Raw genomic sequence first — 15,492 nt, forward strand, 5'->3', positions numbered from 1 at the left:
TTTTGGTTCCACACCTTTCCCCTCCATTTTTTCTTTTGTAGGTGGCGGCCCCCCCGGGGGGGGGCCCCCCCCGGGGGGGGGGGGCCCCCCCCACCCCGGGGGGCCGCCCCCCTTCCGCATTCCCATCCCCAAGCGACTCCGAACAGAACTCTCCCCCGCCCATGACGACGAGCACCTTCGCCGGCGCCAGGGCATCGGCCCGGCCCCACAGCCACTTCCCCAGCTCGGACGGGCGGCGCCCGGTCAGCGCCACCCCCTCCACCGACACCTGCGGCCCGCACAGCGCGTCCGCCGAGACGCCCCGCAGCCGCTCGTCCCAGTAGTAGAGCGTGAGTCCGAAGCTCCGGTAGCGGCCGGTCACCAGCCCGTACGGGTCCTCGGCCAGGCACGGGCCGGAGTACCGCTGGAGGTCGTCGGTGCGGCGGCTCAGGATGTTGGACACCTCGTCGATCAGCATCCCGAACCGCAGCGGGCCCACGCTCTCGAACGGCTCCAGCACCCACTGCTCGCGCTCGCCGTCCGGCAGCACGTCCCAACGCTCGTACATGATCACGAAGCCTGGACAAACGCTTCCGCAGTGCCGAATGATCGACCGGGGCGATCGAATCCGCACGCTTGTTGGGGCGCATGACCTACGGGGAGAGCACGATGGAGCGCATCAGGCCGCAGCGGTTCCACGAGGCCGTCGGCCTGGAGGACTGGCGCGTGGTGGGCGAGGGGGCTTGTGCGTACTTCCGCACCGGGTCGTTCGCGGTCGGCGCCCGGTTCGTGCAGGCGATCAGTGAGATTCCGGGCGTCGGGGACGACCACCCGGACGTCGACGTGCGGCAGGCGGGCGTGCTCGTGCGGCTGATCACGATCACGGACGACTACTACGGACTGACCGAACGGCACATCGAACTGGCCCGCCGGATCTCGGCGGTGGCCCAGGCGCTGGAGGTGCCGGCCGACCCGTCCGCCGTGCAGACCGTCCAGGTCACCGTCGACGCCCTCGCCGGTCCCGACGTGGTGGCGTTCTGGCGCGCTCTGCTCGGCTACCAGGAGCGCGCGGGCAGTGGCGAGGACCTGATCGACCCGCACCGCCGCGGGGCGCCGTTCTACTTCCAGCGGATGGATTCACCGCGCCCGCAGCGCAACCGGGTCCACGTCGACGTCTGGGTGCCCTACGACCAGGCCGAGGCCCGGATCGCCGCGGCCCTCGCGGCCGGCGGCCGCCTGGTGAACGACGCCGACGCGCCGTCGAACTGGGTGCTGGCCGACCCCGAGGGGAACGAGGCGTGTGTCGGCGTGGCCGGCCCGCCCGCACACGTCCCGGCCTGACTGCCCCGGGGCCACGATTCGGCGCACGGGCACTGAGCTGCTAATATTCCTGATGTCGCGAGGGACATGAAACCTCGTCAGGCGTCAGCGGTGCTACCAGAGCACGTCCTACTTTCAGTAGGAAGAGTCCGTGCAACCCGGGCCTGGCGCTCCACAGTCGGAAGGGTCCGGCACCAACTCAGGTGCCGGACCCTTCCGCGTTTCACGGCCCAGGATTGCCGGCCCCCGGGGCCCCAGGGGCGGCCATCATTGCGTGATGACCACCAGCGCCGCGTTCTTCCTCGCTCCCGATGACCTAAGCGCCGCCGGCGTGCACCTGGGCGGCCCTCAGGGCCGGTTCACCTCGATGACGGGCCGCGACTTCTACGGCGACGACGCGGTCGACGAGTGGGGCGACTACTTCGTGAGCCTGCCGCCGGATCAGGCCTCGTGGGGGTCGATCCGCTGGATCGTACCCATGACCAACGACGGCAGCGGCACGTTCGCCTTCCCGCCCAGGCTCACCCACGCGCTCGCCGGCGCCGGCGCTGCCGAACTGACGGAGCTGGCCCACCGCTGGAGCGAGAGGCTCCGCCGCGAGGACGGCGATGACATGACCGACGACGACCTGCCGGCCATCGTACGAGCCGTCGCACAGCTCGCGACGATCGCGGTGGCCGCCGGAGGGAGCCTCTACTGCCGGGTGTTGGCACCGTGACGGCCATGAGCCGGCCACCAGCGGCGCACGATTCGGCACACAGGCGCTGACCTGCTAATGTTCCTGATGTCGCGAGGGACATGAAACCTCGTCAGGCGTCAGCGGTGCTACCAGAGCACGTCCTACTTTCAGTAGGAAGAGTCCGTGCAACCCGGGCCTGGCGCTCCACAGTCGGAAGGGTCCGGCACCAACACAGGTGCCGGACCCTTCCGCGTTTCCCACCCCACAGCAGCCACTCCGCGTCAGGCCGCGGGCTTCGCGAATGCGGGCCGCACGAGTGCGGCGAGCAGAACCAGCACTGCCAGCGCGAAGAGCGTGAACAGGTAGTTCCCCGACAGCAGGCCGTAACCGAGCAGCATGACCTGCACCGATCCCGCCCCGACCAAGGCGGAGGAACCGCGGGACGCCTTCTGTGGCGACCCCATCGCCCACAGGCCCAGAGCCGCCCAGCCGTTGACCCCGACCATGACGAGTCCCGCGAGCAGGAACCCCTGCGGCAGGAAGCGCGGGACGGGCGCCACCTCGTCCTCGAAGGCGATACCGCCCACGAACAGCGGCATGGCGATGCAGAAGAAGAGAACGATGGCGATCGTTTCGAGCAGCATCAGGGCCATTGCCCCCAGCAGGGCAGCGGTGGTGAAGCGGGTCATCGTGCCTTCCAAGTGTTGCGGCTGGATCGGTCGCAAGTCGAAAGAGCATATGAGGTGCCGCGCGTGCGGGACACGGCATGACAACCATGGGAGGAAACGCACCATGCCGAGCACGTTCACCGTGTTCTTCGAAGGCCCGTTCTGGGTCGGGGTGCTGGAGATCGCGGGCCCGCGAGGGGCCGGTCACCTCAACCGCGCTGCTGCCAAGCGCCGCGCCGCCGAAGCCGCGCTCGAACGGCGGGCGGCCGCCAGGCGGCAGGCCAAGGAGCGACACCGAGGCAGGTGATTCCCCATCTCCTCACTGTGCCAATCATATTGGAGCAATATCGGAAAAAGGCCTGATCTCATCGTCGGCGAACTTCCCGAGCGGAAGCCGGTTTTCCGCCACCAGGGGCCGGGGTAGTGCCGAAGCGTTCGCGCCCCGACCGTTTCACTGCTCACGAAGGGGCGAATCCTTGACGCTTTTCTTTCTCGGAAGGACACCCTCATGCACAGGACCCTTCGGAACGCCCTCGCGACCGTCATCGTGACGGGCGCGCTCACCGCCGCCGCTCCGGCCGCCCTGGCCGCCGAGCAGGCGCCGTCGACGGCCGGGGTGCGGGCGGAGCTCCGCAACCCGAAGACGGTCAAGGTCGCGGACTACAACCAGGCCCGCAACACCCTGATCAACGCGGGCAGCAAGACCGCCGCCAAGTCCCACCCGGCCCACGGCACCAAGGACGTCCCGGTCTCCCACGGCACCAGCCTGCTGGCCGAGGCCCGCGACGAGTTCCGCGCCGCCGACCGGAACCTGCCGGCCAACCAGAAGAGGTCCGACATGTCGATCCCGCACTACAACGCCATCCACAGCGCGGCCAGGACCATGGGCATCGACACCTGGTGACACCTTCCCCACCAGGACGCACGGCCCGGCTCTCCTCCGCTTTCCGGAGGGGAGCCGGACGGCTTCAGTGCTTCGGAGGCAGGGGCTCTTCCCGCGGCTCGCTCAGACTGCCGTCCGGGAGGACGTCGAAGACCGTGAGCGTCTTGCCCCTGGTGATCGTTATCCGGTCCGGACCTGACCAGTTGACGCCGTCGTCGTGCCTGGAGGAGTCCAGTTCCCAGTGGCGGGCCGACCAGCCGAAACCGGACACCAGCTCACTGCGGTAGAACGGGTCGAAGCCGCCCAGGTCCGTGATGACGATCACCCGGTCCGGGCGGCCCGGGGCCGCCTCCCGGCGAGGCGGGTCCATGGGGGGAAACAGGCTCGCCAGGAGGGCGAACGGCACGTAGAGGACCAGCAGCCCCAGGCCGAGGCCGCAGACGAGCTGCCCCGTCCCGGTGCCGAACCCCAGCTCGACGACGAGCGAGGCCACGAGCAGCACGAGCACCGACCCGATCAGCAGGACCGGGTGGTCGCACCACTCCGCGACCACCACCAACCCGCCCGAACGGGACTCGCGCCAGCCCGCCACGCACGCCAGCAACGCCAGCAGCGCCACCGCCCTGAGTCCCCACGCGATCTGCCTGCGGCGCACCATTGTCATCCCTCGCCCCCGACGGTTCTTTGCCGATCTTCGGCGCGGACGTTACTACAGGGACTCGTGGGGCAGTTGGGACCGGCAGGGCCTAGCGCTGCCGGGGCGTCACCGAGGGGCCGCCCGGCCTCCCGTCCTCGTCCACCGTGAAGACCCTGACCTCCTTCTCCAGAGTCACCGTGATCCGGTCCGCACCGGACCACTCGGCCCTGACCAGGCCCTTGCCGTCCACCCAGGGGCCGAGGCTCCAGTGGCGGGCCGACCAGTCGCTACCGGTCAGCAGCTCCACCCGGTACACCGGATCGATCGAGTCCGCGACGTTGGCGAAGACGAGCACCCGCTCCGGGTGGTCCGGGGCGGCCTCCCGCCGGGTCTCCACCCCTTCGTCGGCGGTCACCAGCGTCGACAGCGCGAGCGGCACCCCGAGGAAGACCAGCGCCACCAGACCGCCGGCCAGGCCGATCTGCGACTCCGGGGTGCGGAACTCCAGCTCGACGACCACCGAGATCAGGACCAGCGCGACCGCCGACCCGGCCAGCAGGACCGGCCGGTGGAACCAGAGTTCGAGCTCCACCAGCCCGCCCGAACGAGCGGCGTGCCGGCCCACCAGGTAGGTCAGCAGCGCCACGAGCGCCACCCCTCTGAGCCCCCACGCGATCCGCCTGCGGCGCGCCACTGCCATCCCTCGCTCCCCCACGGTTTCCTCTCCGGACTTCGGCACGGACCGCACCGCCGGGCCTACCGAGGCCTCGGCGTCACCGAGGGGCCGCCCAGTACGCCGTCCTCGCCCACGGTGAAGACCTCGATCTCCTTCTCCAAGGTCACCGTGATCCGGTCCGGACCGGACCACTCGGCCCTGACGAAGCCGTCGTGCTCCTCCCAGGTGCCGAGGCCCCAGTGGCGGGCCGACCAGCCGCTGCCGGTCAGCAACTCCACCCGGTAGACCGGGTCGATCGAGAAGGCGACGTCGGTGACGCTCAGCACGTGGTCGGCGCGGTTCGGGTCGGGGGTGCGGGCGACCAGCCGGCCGTCCCCACCGAAGTAGTACGCCAGGGCCCCCACCGCCGCCCCGATGAAGAGGAGCGGTGACAGGACGGCCGCGCAGCCGATCTGCGCCCACCTGGTGCGGAACTCGACCTGGGCCACGGCCGAGGCCACCGCCAGCGCGACCGCCGTCCCCAGCAGCAGCACCGGGTGGTTCAGCCAACGCTCGACCTCGATCAGCCCGCCCTGCCGGGAGGCGAAGTACCCCGGCAGGTACACCAGGAAGGCCGCCAGCGCCGCACCCCGGAGCCACCACACGACCTGCCTGCGGCGCGCCACCGTCATTTGCTCCCCCCGGAGTTGCCCTTTGCCGGGACTTTACTACGGGGCCGCCGGGTGGCCCGGGCGACGGGTGCTCCGCCGTCCGGGCCACCGGCCGTCCCCCCGTCACCGCCGGTGGAAGACGCTCCGCGACCAGAAGTAGCCGACCAGCGTCAGCCCGGTGCACCAGGCCAGGGCGCTCCAGGCACCGGCGCCGATCCCGGTGCCCATCAGCAGCCCGCGCAGGGTCTCGATCATGGGGGTGAACGGCTGGTACTCGGCGAACCAGCGCATGGCTGTCGGCATGGAGTCGGTCGGGACGATGGCGCTGCCGACGAAGGGCAGGAACTGCAGCGGCATCGGCAGGTTGCTGGCGCTCTCGACCGTCTTGGCCACCAGGCCGATGCCGGCCGATATCCAGGTCAGGGCGATGGTGAGGAAGAGCAGCAGGCCCGCCGCGGCCAGCCACTCCACCGGCCCGGCGTTCGGCCGGAAGCCCATCGCGAGGGCCGTACCGACCACCAGGACCAGCCCGATCATGGTCTGGATGACGCTGCCGACCACGTGCCCCGCCAGGAAGGCGGAGCGTGATATCGCCATCGTGCGGAAGCGGTTGACGATGCCCTCGGTCATGTCGGTGCAGATGCCGATCGCGGTGACCAGCGACCCCGAGGTGGCCGCCATCAGCACGATGCCGGGCGTCACGTAGTCGATGTAGTGGCCGCCGCCGATCCCGGCGCCCAGTGTGCTGCCGTAGGCGTAGTTGAAGAGCAGCAGCATCATGACCGGCGTCACCACGACCGCGAAGGTCAGCGACGGGTACCGCAGCGCGTGCTTGAGGTTGCGGCGCAGCATGGTCAGCGAGTCGCCGAACGCGTGGCCGGCCGTGCCCGTGGCCGTGCTCATCGCACGCCCTCCCCGGTCAGTTGAAGGAACACGTCGTCCAGGTCGGCCGTCTCCACGACCAGTGACTCGGCCGGTACGGACGCGTTGTCGAGCGTGTCCAGCACGGCCTTCACGGTGAGGACGGAGTTGTCCCCCGGGATCTCCAGCCGCAGCGCCTCGGTGTCCGCCGTGGCGTACTCGAACAGCGCCGCGGCGGCGGCCAGTCGGCCGGCGTCCGCGAACCGGAGCCGGATCCGCCCGCCGGGGGCGAACCGCTTCAGCTCCTCGGCCGTGCCCTCGGCGACGATCCGGCCGCCGTCCAGGACGGCTATCCGGTCGGCGAGTTGGTCGGCCTCCTCCAGGTACTGGGTGGTGAGGAGGATCGTCACCCCGTGGTCGGCGACCAGGCTCCGGATGATCTCCCACATGGTGCGCCGGCTGCGCGGGTCCAGCCCGGTGGTCGGCTCGTCCAGGAAGATCACCTTCGGATCCCCGACCAGGGTCATCGCGAGGTCGAGCTTGCGCCGCATGCCGCCGGAGAAGGTGGTGACGGCCGTGCGGGAGGCCTCGGTGAGATCGAAGCGCCGCAGCAGTTCCTCCGCCCGCCTCCGCCCCTCCCGACGGCGGAGGTGGTTGAGGTCGGCCATCAGCAGCAGGTTCTCCTCGGCGGTGAGCAAATTGTCCACCGCCGAGAACTGGCCCGTCACCCCGATCGCCCGCCGCACCGCGTCGGCCTCGCGCTCCACGTCGTGCCCGGCCACCCGGGCCGAGCCGCCGTCGGCGGGGATCAGGGTGGAGAGGATCTGCACGGTGGTGGTCTTGCCGGCGCCGTTGGGCCCGAGCAGGGCGAACACGCTGCCCGCCGGGACCTCCAGGTCGACGCCCCTCAGGACCGGCTTGTCCCCGTAGGACTTGGTGAGGGCCGTCGCCGAGATCGCCGGGACCGTCCGGTTCACCGGGACCACCGGGCCCCCCGAGGCCGCCGCCATCACGCCCTCCGGACGATGACGTTGCCGACCTGGGTGCGACCGCGCACCTCGACCGTCTCCACCGCGTCGCCCGGGCCCTGGGTCGGGCCGAGGTCGTTGCGGACGCCGCCGACCTTGCTGTGCACGTCGAGCCAGGCCGCGGTGCCCTCCGCGATGCCGACCTCGACGTCCCCCACGTTGGTCTGGAGGGTGACCTGACCGCGGACCACCCGGTCGACCCGGATGTGGCCGTGCGCCGACTTGGCGTCCACGTTGCCCTCGGCGGCGCCGATGTGGATCCGGCCGTTGGAGGCGTTGGCGTGCAGCTCGCCGCGCACCTCGTCGATCTCGGTGTCGCCGTTGCTGTTCTTGACCGTCAGCCGGCCCCCGACGGATCCGATCTCGATCCGGCCGGCGCCCGTCACCTCGGCGTCCCAGGCCGTCCCGCCGAGCCGGACGTCGCCGAAGCCGCTGTCGAGCCGCACGCTGTCGGCCTGCTCGACCTGGATCCGGCCGAGCGAGGTCTTCAGCCGGCAGGCGCCGAGCGGCCCCTCGGTGATGAACTCGGCCATCGGGCACTCGCTGTGGACCTCGGAGCCGATCGGCAGCTCGACCAGGACCTCGATCGCGCCCTTCTTGCTGGTGAAGACGGAGCGCTGCTTGGGGGCCTTGATGCCCAGCCGACCGCCGGAGAAGTCGACCTGGGTCTGCTCGGCGGCCTTGACGTCCGCCTCCTTGGCCGGGTTGGCGGGCCGGACCTCGACCACGGTGTCGGTGCGCTTGCTCGCCTTGATCCAGACCGAGCCGATGTCGAACTCGAGGATGGCGGAGATCGGTCCGTCGGTCTCGTACGTAGGCATGGCTGTCCCGTCCTCTTGACTCGTGTGGGTGTTCCCGCTGGTCGGAGCGGGGGTGACGTCGAAGGTGCAGAAGGTGGTGCAGACGATCCCGGTACTGCGGAAGTGCTAGTGGACCCAGCCGGTGAAGCCCTCGCCGCCGATGCTGCGCGCGATCCGGTTGCCCGGATCGGCCGCCGGGCGGCGGGCCGGCTCGCCGCCCTCGAGCGCACCGGCCAGGGCCCGGACCAGCCAGGCGTTGAGCGAGAGGCCGGCCTCGGCGGCGGCCTCCTCCGCCCTGGCCTTGAGGTGGGCGGGCAGGCGGAAGTTGATCCGGGCCGTGCCCGTCTCGTCCGCCTCCGGCACCCCGGAAGGCACCCCCGAAGGTGCCACCGGAGGCACCACCGGTGGCACCGCCGGCACCATTGGCGCCACGGATGGCGCCAGCGGCGCCAGATCGCCGTGGAAGGCACCCGAGCCGGGCGGCGCCGTCACCACGAACTCCGGGTCGAGGCCGCGCAGGCGCACGTCCACCGAGCCGGGGGCGAGATCACGGGTGACCTCGCCCATGGCGGCCGAGAGCGCGTTGAGCAGGGTGAGCCGCACGGCCGACTCCAGCGGGAGCGTCAGCCGCTCGGCCAGCGCGCGGGCCTCCTCCCCGCCGGTGGCGGCGGCCACCGCGAGCTCGTTCCGGAGGTTTTCCACGTAGGGCGTGAGGTCCATGGCCGATAGCTTGGCACGGCGATGGCGCCATGTCGAGCCATTTGTGGCACCACTTTGGCGCCATCACCCCAACGGAGTCGGCGCCGGCCGGCGCCGACGACAGGACCGCCCCGCCGACCGGAGGTCGACGGGGCGGTCCAAAGGGTGATTCAGAGGTGGGTTCGGAGGCGGGTTCGGAGGCGGGTTCGGGGGCGGGTTCGGGGGCTCCTACGCCCGCCGCCAGCCCGCCAGGTAGGCGTCGATCTCCCCGGCCAGCCGGGTCTTGCCCGCCTGGTCCAGGAAGGAGGCCTCGACCGCGTTGCGGGCCAGCCCGGCCACCCCGGCCTCGTCCAGGCCCAGCAGCCGCGCCGCCACCGCGTACTCGGTGTTGAGGTCGGTGCCGAACATCGGCGGGTCGTCGCTGTTCACCGTCACCAGCAGCCCGGAGTCCACCATCTGCTTGATCGGGTGGTCCTCGATCCGCTCCACGGCCCGGGTGGCGATGTTGGAGGTCGGGCAGACCTCCAACGGGATGCGGTGCTCGCCCAGGTAGTCGACCAGCGCCGGGTCCTTCACCGCCTGGGTGCCGTGCCCGATGCGCTCGGCGCCGAGCACCCGGATGGCGTCCCAGACCGTCTCCGGCCCGGTGGTCTCGCCCGCGTGCGGGACGCTGCGCAGGCCGGCCGCCCGGGCCCGGTCGAAATACGGCTTGAACTGGGGGCGCGGCACGCCGATCTCCGGGCCGCCCAGGCCGAAGCTGACCAGGCCCTCGGGGGCCAGCTCGGTGGCCAGCCGGGCCGTCTCCTCGGCCGACTGCAGCCCGGCCTCGCCCGGGATGTCGAAGCACCAGCGCAGCACCACGCCGAGTTCCTTCTCGGCGCGCAGCCGGGCGTCCTCGATCGCCTCCATGAAGGCGACGTCGGGGATGCCCCGGCGGACCGAGGAGTACGGGGTGATGGTCAGTTCGGCGTACCGGATGTTCTGCCGGGCCATGTCCTCGGCCACGCCGTAGGTGAGCGAGCGGACGTCCTCGGCGTCCCTGACCAGGTCCACGACGCTCAGGTAGACGTCGATGAAGTGCGCGAAGTCGGTGAAGGTGAAGTACTCGGCGAGCGCCGCCGGGTCGACCGGCACCTTGGAGTTCCCGGCGTGCCGGGCGGCGAGCTCCGCGACGACGCGCGGCGAGGCCGAGCCGACGTGGTGGACGTGCAGCTCCGCCTTGGGCATCCCGGCGATGAACGCCTCGATGCTCCGGTCCGCGGGCTCGGTCCGGCTGTCGCCGTTCCGAATGTCACTGGGGCCGATCCGACTTCCGTCCGGCTGGACCACGGTGGTTCCCTTCTTCCTGCTCCGTGCCTCTACGCGCGTATCGCGTGGTTTCGGCCCAGGATAGGCCCGAGTCGGCGCCGCCGTCCCCGGGATCGGCCCCGAGCACCGCCGTCCCCGGGATCAGCCCCCGAGCGCGACCGCCACGGTGTGGATCAGCAGCCCGGCCAGGGCGCCGACCACGGTGCCGTTGATCCGGATGAACTGGAGGTCGCGGCCGACGTTGGCCTCGATCTTGCGGGAGGCGTCGTCGGCGTCCCAGCTCGCCACCGTCTCGGAGATCAGCGAGGTGATCTCCGTTCGGTAGGTGTCGACCAGGTACTGGGCGGCGTCCTGGAGCCAGCCGTCCACCTTGGCCTGCAGCTTGGCGTCGGTGGCCAGGCGCTCGCCGAAGCCGCGCACGCCGTCGCGGATGCGCCGGCGCAGTTCGCTGTCCTCGTCCTCGGCCGCACCCATCACCAGGGTGCGCACGGCCGCCCAGGTGGAGTTGATCAGGTCCTGCACCTCGGGGCGGGCCAGCAGCTCGCCCTTGGCCCGCTCGACCCTGGCGATGGTCTCCGGGTCGGTCTGCAGCTCGGTCGCGAAGTCGGCGAGGAAGTTGTCGATCGCGCCGCGCGCCGGGTGGTTCGGGTCGTCCCGGATCTCGGTGACGAAGCGCAGCAGCTCCCTGTAGACCCGCTCGCCGACCTGGTGGTCGATGAACCGGGGCGTCCAGCCCGGGGTCTTCTGGGTGACCTTCCGGACCACGTCCTCGTGGTTGGCGGTCAGCCAGCCGTGCGCCCGGACGGCGACCAGGTCCACCACCCCGTGGTGCCCGCCGTCGGCGACCACCTTGCCGAGCATCCGGCCCATCGGCTCGGCCACCGAGGTGGCCGCGGCCCGCCTGGTCACCGCCTCGGCGACCACCGCCCGCACGTCGTCGTCGCGGAGCACCGCGAGCAGGCCGCGCAGCGCCGCCGAGGCCTCCTTGGTGACCCGCTCGGCGCTGCCCGGCGCGGCCAGCCACTCCCCCAGCCGCCGGCCGATGCCGAGCGCCGCCAGGCGGCCGCGGACCACGTGGCCGGAGAGGAAGTTCTCGCCGACGAACTCGCCGAGCGAGCGGCCGAAGGCGTCCTTCTTGGTCGGGATGATCGCGGTGTGCGGGATCGGCAGGCCGAAGGGGCGGCGGAACAGCGCGGTCACCGCGAACCAGTCGGCCAGCGCGCCGACCATGCCCGCCTCGGCGGCGGCCGCCACGTACCCCGCCCAGGGGCCGGCGCCGGCCGCCTTCGCCCAGGTGGACAGGGCGAAGACCAGGGTCGCGAAGGCCAGCAGGCCGGTCGCGATGGTCTTCATCCGGCGGACGCCGCGTCTCTTCTGCTCGTCGGCCGCGGTGAACCGGACCCCGTGGCCGGTCCCGCTGAAGGCATCGTCACTCACCCCGCCAGTCTGCCCGGTGCCCGGTGCGGACGGGGGCGCGCCTCGCGATCACGCGCCCCCGCCAGACGTCACGCGCCGAACGGGCCCGGCGAGAACGGGCCCGAGACCGGTCCCGGGACCGACACGGGACCGGCTTTCACTCCCCGCCCAGCACCATCCGCCGCACCTCCGCGCCCGCCCAGCGCTTCGGGTCCGTGCACCGCCGCCCGTCCAGCAGCACCCGCACCCCCGGCAGGTCCACCGGCGACAGGTCCCGGTACTCCGGGTGGTCCGCCTGCAGCACCGCCGCCACCACCGGCTCCCCGCCGTACGGCGGCAGCCCGAGCGCCGCCAACTCCTCGGCCCCGTACAGCGGGTCGCTGACGTACGGCCGCCCGCCGGCCGACCGCACCGCCTCGACCAGCGGGAACACCCCGGAGTGCGCCGTCTCCTTGACCCCGCCCCGGTAGGAGGCCCCGAGCACCAGCACGCCCTGCCCGGCGATCCCGCCCGGCACCGCCCCCGCCAGCACGCCCACCGCGTACCCCGGCACCGCCAGGTTGGCCTCGCGCGCCGCCCGGACCACCGTCGCGCCCGGGTCGTTCCACAGGTACAGCCGCGGGTGCACCGGGACGCAGTGCCCGCCGACCGCGATGCCCGGCCGGTGCAGGTGGCTGTGCGGCTGCGAGTTGCAGGCGTCGGCGATCTCCGCGAAGTCCACCCCGACCTCGTCCGCGTACCGGGCGAACTGGTTGGCCAGCGCGATGTTGACGTCCCGGTACGTGGCCTCGGCGAGCTTGCTGAACTCGGCCGCCTCCACCGAGGCCAGCTCCCAGACGCCGTTGGGCCGGGGCAGGTCAGGGCGCGGGTCGAAGTCCAGCACCGCCCGGTAGAACTCGGCGCCGCGCCGGGTCGAGGACGCGTCCAGGCCGCCGACCAGCTTGGGGTGGCGCCGCAGGTCGGCGAGGACCCGTCCGGTGCGGACCCGCTCCGGGCTGAACACCAGCGCGAAGTCCGTCCCGGCGGCGAGGCCCGAGCGGGACGACAGCCGGGGCGCCCAGCGCTCCCTGGTGGTGCCGACCGGCAGGGTGGTCTCGTAGCTGACCAGGGTGCCCCGGCGCAGCCCGGCCGCGACGGCGTCGGTGGCCGCGTCGAGCGCGGTGAAGTCCGGACTGCCGTCGGTGGCGGTGACCAGCGGGACGACCAGCACCACGGCCTCGGCCCCGGCCACCGCGCCCGTGGTGTCGGTGGTGGCACGCAGCAGGCCCTCGGCGACGACCCGCTTGAGCACCTGCTCCAGGCCCGCCTCCCGGGGGGACGGCGGCACGCCCAGGTTGACGCTCTCCACCACACCGGGCGCGATGTCCGCGCCGGTGACCCGGTGGCCCTTCAGCGCGAACTGCACCGCCAGGGGCAGGCCCAGCCTGCCCAGCCCGACCACGCAGACGTCCAGGCTCATTCCCGTCCTCCGTTCACCGAGTCGGCCAGCCGGCGCCATGCCGGGTGGCGCCGCAGTCCGCGGCGCAGTTGCTCCGGGACGAGTCCGCGCCACAGCTGCCGCGCCAGGTCGAGCCGCGGCGCGGCCTGCGCCACGGCGGCGCCCGAGTCCTCCTCCGGCAGCAGGAACAGCGCGTCCGGCAGCCCGAGCCGGGCGTCCCGGAACGCCGGGTAGCCCGCGAACCGCCGCCGCCCGTCCACCACCACGGGTGGATCGCCGTGCGCCGCCTCGTAGCGGATCTGGTGGCGCAGGGCCTCCGGCCGTACCGCGCAGGCGAGTTCGAGCCGTACCCGCTCGGCGACCGGCAGCCGGTGGTACACCTCGCGGGCGCCGAAGCGCTCGATCAGCCGGGCGACCTCGACGCACACCCGCTCCTGCATGTCGTCGGCCAGCAGCAGGAAGCCGTCCTGCAGCAGGCGCGGCACGTCCCGACCGAAGCCGCGCACCCGGATGGCGTCCGACTCCTCGCCCGGCCTGGCCAGTTCGGCGGCCACCTGCTGGAGCGCGGTGATCCCGCGCAGCCGGTCCAGCACCCCGGCCCGCTCGGCGAGGTCGCCCCGGTCCTCGCGCGGCACCGGGAAGTAGCAGTCGTAGGAGGCGAGGACGGACACCCTGGCCGCCCGCAGGCAGGCCTCCAGGGTGAACGGCTGGTCCGAGAAGACCTTCAGCCGTTCGTCGCGGCGCAGCCGGTGGCGCCGGAGGAGGTCGAGCCGGAAGAGCTTGGTGTCGGCCAGCGCCCAGGCCAGCGCCGAGTCGGTGAAGTCCACCGACTCGGCGTCGGCGTGGAAGATCCCCTGCGGCACCGGCCGCCCGTTCACCCCGGCCTGCTTGGGCACCACCACATCCGAGCCCCAGGCGTCGGCGGCCGTGACCAGCCGCTCCAGCGCTTCCTCGCCGAGCCGGTGGTCCGCGCCGAGGAACAGCACGTAGCGGCCGCGGGCCAGCTGCATGCCGCGGTTGGCCGGGCCCGCCGGGCCGCCCGAGTCGGCCTGGTGCACCACCGTGAACAGCCCGGGGTGGCGGGCGGCGTACTCGTCGAGCAGCTCCCCGCCGCCGTCCGTGGAGCCGTCGTCCACGGCCACCACCTCCAGCCGCCCCGGCGCCAGGGACTGCCCGACCAGCGAGTCCAGGCAGGCGGTGAGGTACGGCATGGTGTTGTGGACCGCGACCACCACGGTCACGTCGGGTAGGGCCATCGGGCGGGGAGCCTCCGGTTTCCGGCATCGGCGGGTGACACCCGGTCAACTCGCGTCAGCGGCCGGGGGTCACGGTGATCACCCACACCGGCGAAGGAGAGCCGAACGCGCCGCCGAACGACGAACGGGCGCACGGCATCCGGCCGCCGTACGCCCGCCCCCTCCAGTCGTGCGCGTCCGTCCCCGTCAGCCGTACGCGCCCGTCCCTTCAGGCATCCGCGCCCGTCCCCGTCAGCCGATCGCGACCTCCGCGTACATCCGGGCGATCACGTCCTCGATGGCCGGCTCGCGCACGGACAGGTCCACCAGCGGGTAGCGCGCGGCGACCGCCGCCACGATCGGCGCGGCGCTCTCCTCGGCCGGGAAGGCCAGCCACTGGCGCGGCCCCTCGACCCTGGTGACCCTGGCCCCGGGCACCTCGACCGGGTGGGCGAGTTCCTGCGCGAGGTCCACCACCAGCGTCCGCTCGCTGCGGCCGGCGGCGTGCAGGCCCTCCAGCCCGCCGTCGTACACCACCCGGCCGTGGTCGATCACCATCACCCGGCCGCAGAGCTGCTCGATGTCGGTCAGGTCGTGGGTGGTGAGCAGCACGGTGGTGCCCCGGTCCCGGTTGACCTCGCGCAGGAACTCGCGCACCCGGCCCTTGCTGATCACGTCCAGGCCGATGGTCGGCTCGTCCAGGTAGAGCACCTGGGGGTCGTGCAGCAGCGCCGCCGCGAGGTCGCCGCGCATCCGCTGGCCGAGTGAGAGCTGGCGCACCGGGGTGTCCAGCAGGCCGCCGAGGTCGAGCAGTTCGACGCAGCGGTCGAGGTTCTCGCGGTACCGGGCGTCGGGGACGCGGTAGATCCGGCGGGCGAGTTCGAAGGAGTCCCGCAGCGGCAGGTCCCACCAGAGGGTGGTGCGCTGCCCGAAGACGACGCCGATCCGGCGGGCCAGCGCGACGCGTTCGCGGGCCGGGTCGACCCCGGCCACCCGCAGCCGCCCGGAGCTGGGGACGAGGATGCCGGTGAGCATCTTGATGGTGGTGGACTTGCCGGCCCCGTTGGGCCCGATGTAGCCGACGCACTCGCCGGCCTCGACGGTGAAGCTGAGCCCGTCCACCGCGCGGACCTCGCGTTTGGCCCGGCTGAACCGGCCGGTGCGGGTGCGCACGGTGAAGCTGCGGCGGACGTCCTGGAGTTCGATCAGTGCCAT

The 15,492-nt window shown here is 72.4% G+C and carries 17 protein-coding genes and 1 pseudogene; 4 read left to right on the forward strand and 14 right to left on the reverse strand.

What is annotated here, in order from left to right; all coding sequences use genetic code 11:
- Positions 1 to 553, reverse strand: a pseudogene (locus ACGF0D_RS21610) (hypothetical protein); the annotation flags it as partial.
- 74 nt (positions 554 to 627) lie between these two features.
- On the opposite strand from ACGF0D_RS21610, the gene ACGF0D_RS21615 reads away from it, so the two are divergent.
- Together ACGF0D_RS21615 and ACGF0D_RS21620 are read left to right on the forward strand one after the other, a co-directional pair.
- The gene (locus ACGF0D_RS21615) at positions 628 to 1,320 is read left to right on the forward strand and encodes a VOC family protein (protein WP_392918530.1); all 693 of its coding nucleotides are present in this window, start codon (positions 628 to 630) and stop codon (positions 1,318 to 1,320) included.
- 256 nt (positions 1,321 to 1,576) lie between these two features.
- Positions 1,577 to 2,017, forward strand: a complete 441-nt coding sequence (locus tag ACGF0D_RS21620) for a hypothetical protein (RefSeq protein ID WP_392918532.1) — start codon at positions 1,577 to 1,579, stop codon at positions 2,015 to 2,017.
- Between the two features lie 242 nt (positions 2,018 to 2,259).
- Here ACGF0D_RS21620 and ACGF0D_RS21625 read toward each other — a convergent pair whose 3' ends face one another.
- Positions 2,260 to 2,667, reverse strand: a complete 408-nt coding sequence (locus ACGF0D_RS21625) for a hypothetical protein (protein ID WP_392881096.1) — start codon at positions 2,665 to 2,667, stop codon at positions 2,260 to 2,262.
- Positions 2,668 to 2,770: 103 nt separating this feature from the next.
- On the opposite strand from ACGF0D_RS21625, the gene ACGF0D_RS21630 reads away from it, so the two are divergent.
- Both ACGF0D_RS21630 and ACGF0D_RS21635 read left to right on the forward strand, forming a co-directional pair.
- Positions 2,771 to 2,953 (forward strand): hypothetical protein, encoded by a 183-nt coding sequence (locus ACGF0D_RS21630; protein WP_392918535.1) that lies wholly within the window; start codon positions 2,771 to 2,773, stop codon positions 2,951 to 2,953.
- Positions 2,954 to 3,154: 201 nt separating this feature from the next.
- A complete protein-coding gene (locus ACGF0D_RS21635) occupies positions 3,155 to 3,550 on the forward strand; it encodes a hypothetical protein (protein WP_392918537.1) in 396 nt (131 codons plus the stop codon).
- A gap of 64 nt (positions 3,551 to 3,614) precedes the next feature.
- Here the strand turns inward: ACGF0D_RS21635 and ACGF0D_RS21640 are convergent, their stop codons facing one another.
- The 12 genes from ACGF0D_RS21640 to ACGF0D_RS21695 form a co-directional block, all read right to left on the reverse strand.
- Positions 3,615 to 4,193, reverse strand: a complete 579-nt coding sequence (locus ACGF0D_RS21640) for a hypothetical protein (RefSeq protein WP_392918540.1) — start codon at positions 4,191 to 4,193, stop codon at positions 3,615 to 3,617.
- A gap of 82 nt (positions 4,194 to 4,275) precedes the next feature.
- Complete coding sequence (locus ACGF0D_RS21645) at positions 4,276 to 4,866, reverse strand: hypothetical protein (protein ID WP_392918543.1); 591 nt, start codon at positions 4,864 to 4,866, stop codon at positions 4,276 to 4,278.
- A gap of 56 nt (positions 4,867 to 4,922) precedes the next feature.
- The gene (locus tag ACGF0D_RS21650) at positions 4,923 to 5,507 is read right to left on the reverse strand and encodes a hypothetical protein (RefSeq protein WP_392918545.1); all 585 of its coding nucleotides are present in this window, start codon (positions 5,505 to 5,507) and stop codon (positions 4,923 to 4,925) included.
- A 108-nt stretch (positions 5,508 to 5,615) separates the two neighbouring features.
- Complete coding sequence (locus tag ACGF0D_RS21655) at positions 5,616 to 6,395, reverse strand: ABC transporter permease (RefSeq protein ID WP_392918547.1); 780 nt, start codon at positions 6,393 to 6,395, stop codon at positions 5,616 to 5,618.
- Positions 6,392 to 7,363, reverse strand: a complete 972-nt coding sequence (locus tag ACGF0D_RS21660) for an ATP-binding cassette domain-containing protein (protein WP_392881078.1) — start codon at positions 7,361 to 7,363, stop codon at positions 6,392 to 6,394. Before ACGF0D_RS21660 ends, ACGF0D_RS21655 begins: the two co-directional genes overlap by 4 nt.
- Positions 7,363 to 8,202 carry a DUF4097 domain-containing protein gene (locus ACGF0D_RS21665; RefSeq protein WP_392918550.1) on the reverse strand — a complete coding sequence of 280 codons (840 nt, stop codon included), beginning with the start codon at positions 8,200 to 8,202 and terminating at the stop codon, positions 7,363 to 7,365. The genes ACGF0D_RS21660 and ACGF0D_RS21665 overlap by 1 nt, the downstream gene beginning before the upstream one ends.
- A 105-nt stretch (positions 8,203 to 8,307) precedes the next feature.
- Positions 8,308 to 8,901 (reverse strand): toxin-antitoxin system HicB family antitoxin, encoded by a 594-nt coding sequence (locus tag ACGF0D_RS21670; protein ID WP_392918553.1) that lies wholly within the window; start codon positions 8,899 to 8,901, stop codon positions 8,308 to 8,310.
- 207 nt (positions 8,902 to 9,108) lie between these two features.
- Complete coding sequence (locus ACGF0D_RS21675) at positions 9,109 to 10,170, reverse strand: adenosine deaminase (RefSeq protein ID WP_392881365.1); 1,062 nt, start codon at positions 10,168 to 10,170, stop codon at positions 9,109 to 9,111.
- A gap of 159 nt (positions 10,171 to 10,329) precedes the next feature.
- On the reverse strand, positions 10,330 to 11,625 hold the full coding sequence (locus ACGF0D_RS21680) for a DUF445 domain-containing protein (protein WP_392918556.1): 1,296 nt from the start codon (positions 11,623 to 11,625) through the stop codon (positions 10,330 to 10,332).
- A gap of 136 nt (positions 11,626 to 11,761) precedes the next feature.
- Positions 11,762 to 13,057, reverse strand: coding sequence for a nucleotide sugar dehydrogenase (locus ACGF0D_RS21685; RefSeq protein ID WP_392918651.1), 1,296 nt, complete (start codon positions 13,055 to 13,057; stop codon positions 11,762 to 11,764).
- Positions 13,058 to 13,059: 2 nt separating this feature from the next.
- A complete protein-coding gene (locus ACGF0D_RS21690) occupies positions 13,060 to 14,298 on the reverse strand; it encodes a glycosyltransferase family 2 protein (protein ID WP_392918558.1) in 1,239 nt (412 codons plus the stop codon).
- A 231-nt stretch (positions 14,299 to 14,529) separates the two neighbouring features.
- Entirely contained in the window at positions 14,530 to 15,492 is a 963-nt protein-coding gene (locus tag ACGF0D_RS21695; RefSeq protein WP_392918560.1) for an ATP-binding cassette domain-containing protein, read from the reverse strand.

This window comes from Kitasatospora sp. NPDC048298, assembly GCF_043201465.1.
In the GTDB taxonomy this organism is placed as follows: domain Bacteria; phylum Actinomycetota; class Actinomycetes; order Streptomycetales; family Streptomycetaceae; genus Kitasatospora.

What these genes read in the sequence shown, in the direction of transcription:
- ACGF0D_RS21690 (WP_392918558.1), bottom strand. Translation starts at nt 14,298, where the DNA reads ATGGCCCTACCCGACGTGACCGTGGTGGTCGCGGTCCACAACACCATG.
- ACGF0D_RS21625 (WP_392881096.1), bottom strand. Translation starts at nt 2,667, where the DNA reads ATGACCCGCTTCACCACCGCTGCCCTGCTGGGGGCAATGGCCCTGATG.
- ACGF0D_RS21695 (WP_392918560.1), bottom strand. Translation starts at nt 15,492, where the DNA reads ATGGCACTGATCGAACTCCAGGACGTCCGCCGCAGCTTCACCGTGCGC.
- ACGF0D_RS21630 (WP_392918535.1), top strand. Translation starts at nt 2,771, where the DNA reads ATGCCGAGCACGTTCACCGTGTTCTTCGAAGGCCCGTTCTGGGTCGGG.
- ACGF0D_RS21635 (WP_392918537.1), top strand. Translation starts at nt 3,155, where the DNA reads ATGCACAGGACCCTTCGGAACGCCCTCGCGACCGTCATCGTGACGGGC.
- ACGF0D_RS21615 (WP_392918530.1), top strand. Translation starts at nt 628, where the DNA reads ATGACCTACGGGGAGAGCACGATGGAGCGCATCAGGCCGCAGCGGTTC.
- ACGF0D_RS21645 (WP_392918543.1), bottom strand. Translation starts at nt 4,866, where the DNA reads ATGGCAGTGGCGCGCCGCAGGCGGATCGCGTGGGGGCTCAGAGGGGTG.
- ACGF0D_RS21620 (WP_392918532.1), top strand. Translation starts at nt 1,577, where the DNA reads ATGACCACCAGCGCCGCGTTCTTCCTCGCTCCCGATGACCTAAGCGCC.
- ACGF0D_RS21640 (WP_392918540.1), bottom strand. Translation starts at nt 4,193, where the DNA reads ATGACAATGGTGCGCCGCAGGCAGATCGCGTGGGGACTCAGGGCGGTG.
- ACGF0D_RS21660 (WP_392881078.1), bottom strand. Translation starts at nt 7,363, where the DNA reads ATGGCGGCGGCCTCGGGGGGCCCGGTGGTCCCGGTGAACCGGACGGTC.
- ACGF0D_RS21665 (WP_392918550.1), bottom strand. Translation starts at nt 8,202, where the DNA reads ATGCCTACGTACGAGACCGACGGACCGATCTCCGCCATCCTCGAGTTC.
- ACGF0D_RS21655 (WP_392918547.1), bottom strand. Translation starts at nt 6,395, where the DNA reads ATGAGCACGGCCACGGGCACGGCCGGCCACGCGTTCGGCGACTCGCTG.
- ACGF0D_RS21670 (WP_392918553.1), bottom strand. Translation starts at nt 8,901, where the DNA reads ATGGACCTCACGCCCTACGTGGAAAACCTCCGGAACGAGCTCGCGGTG.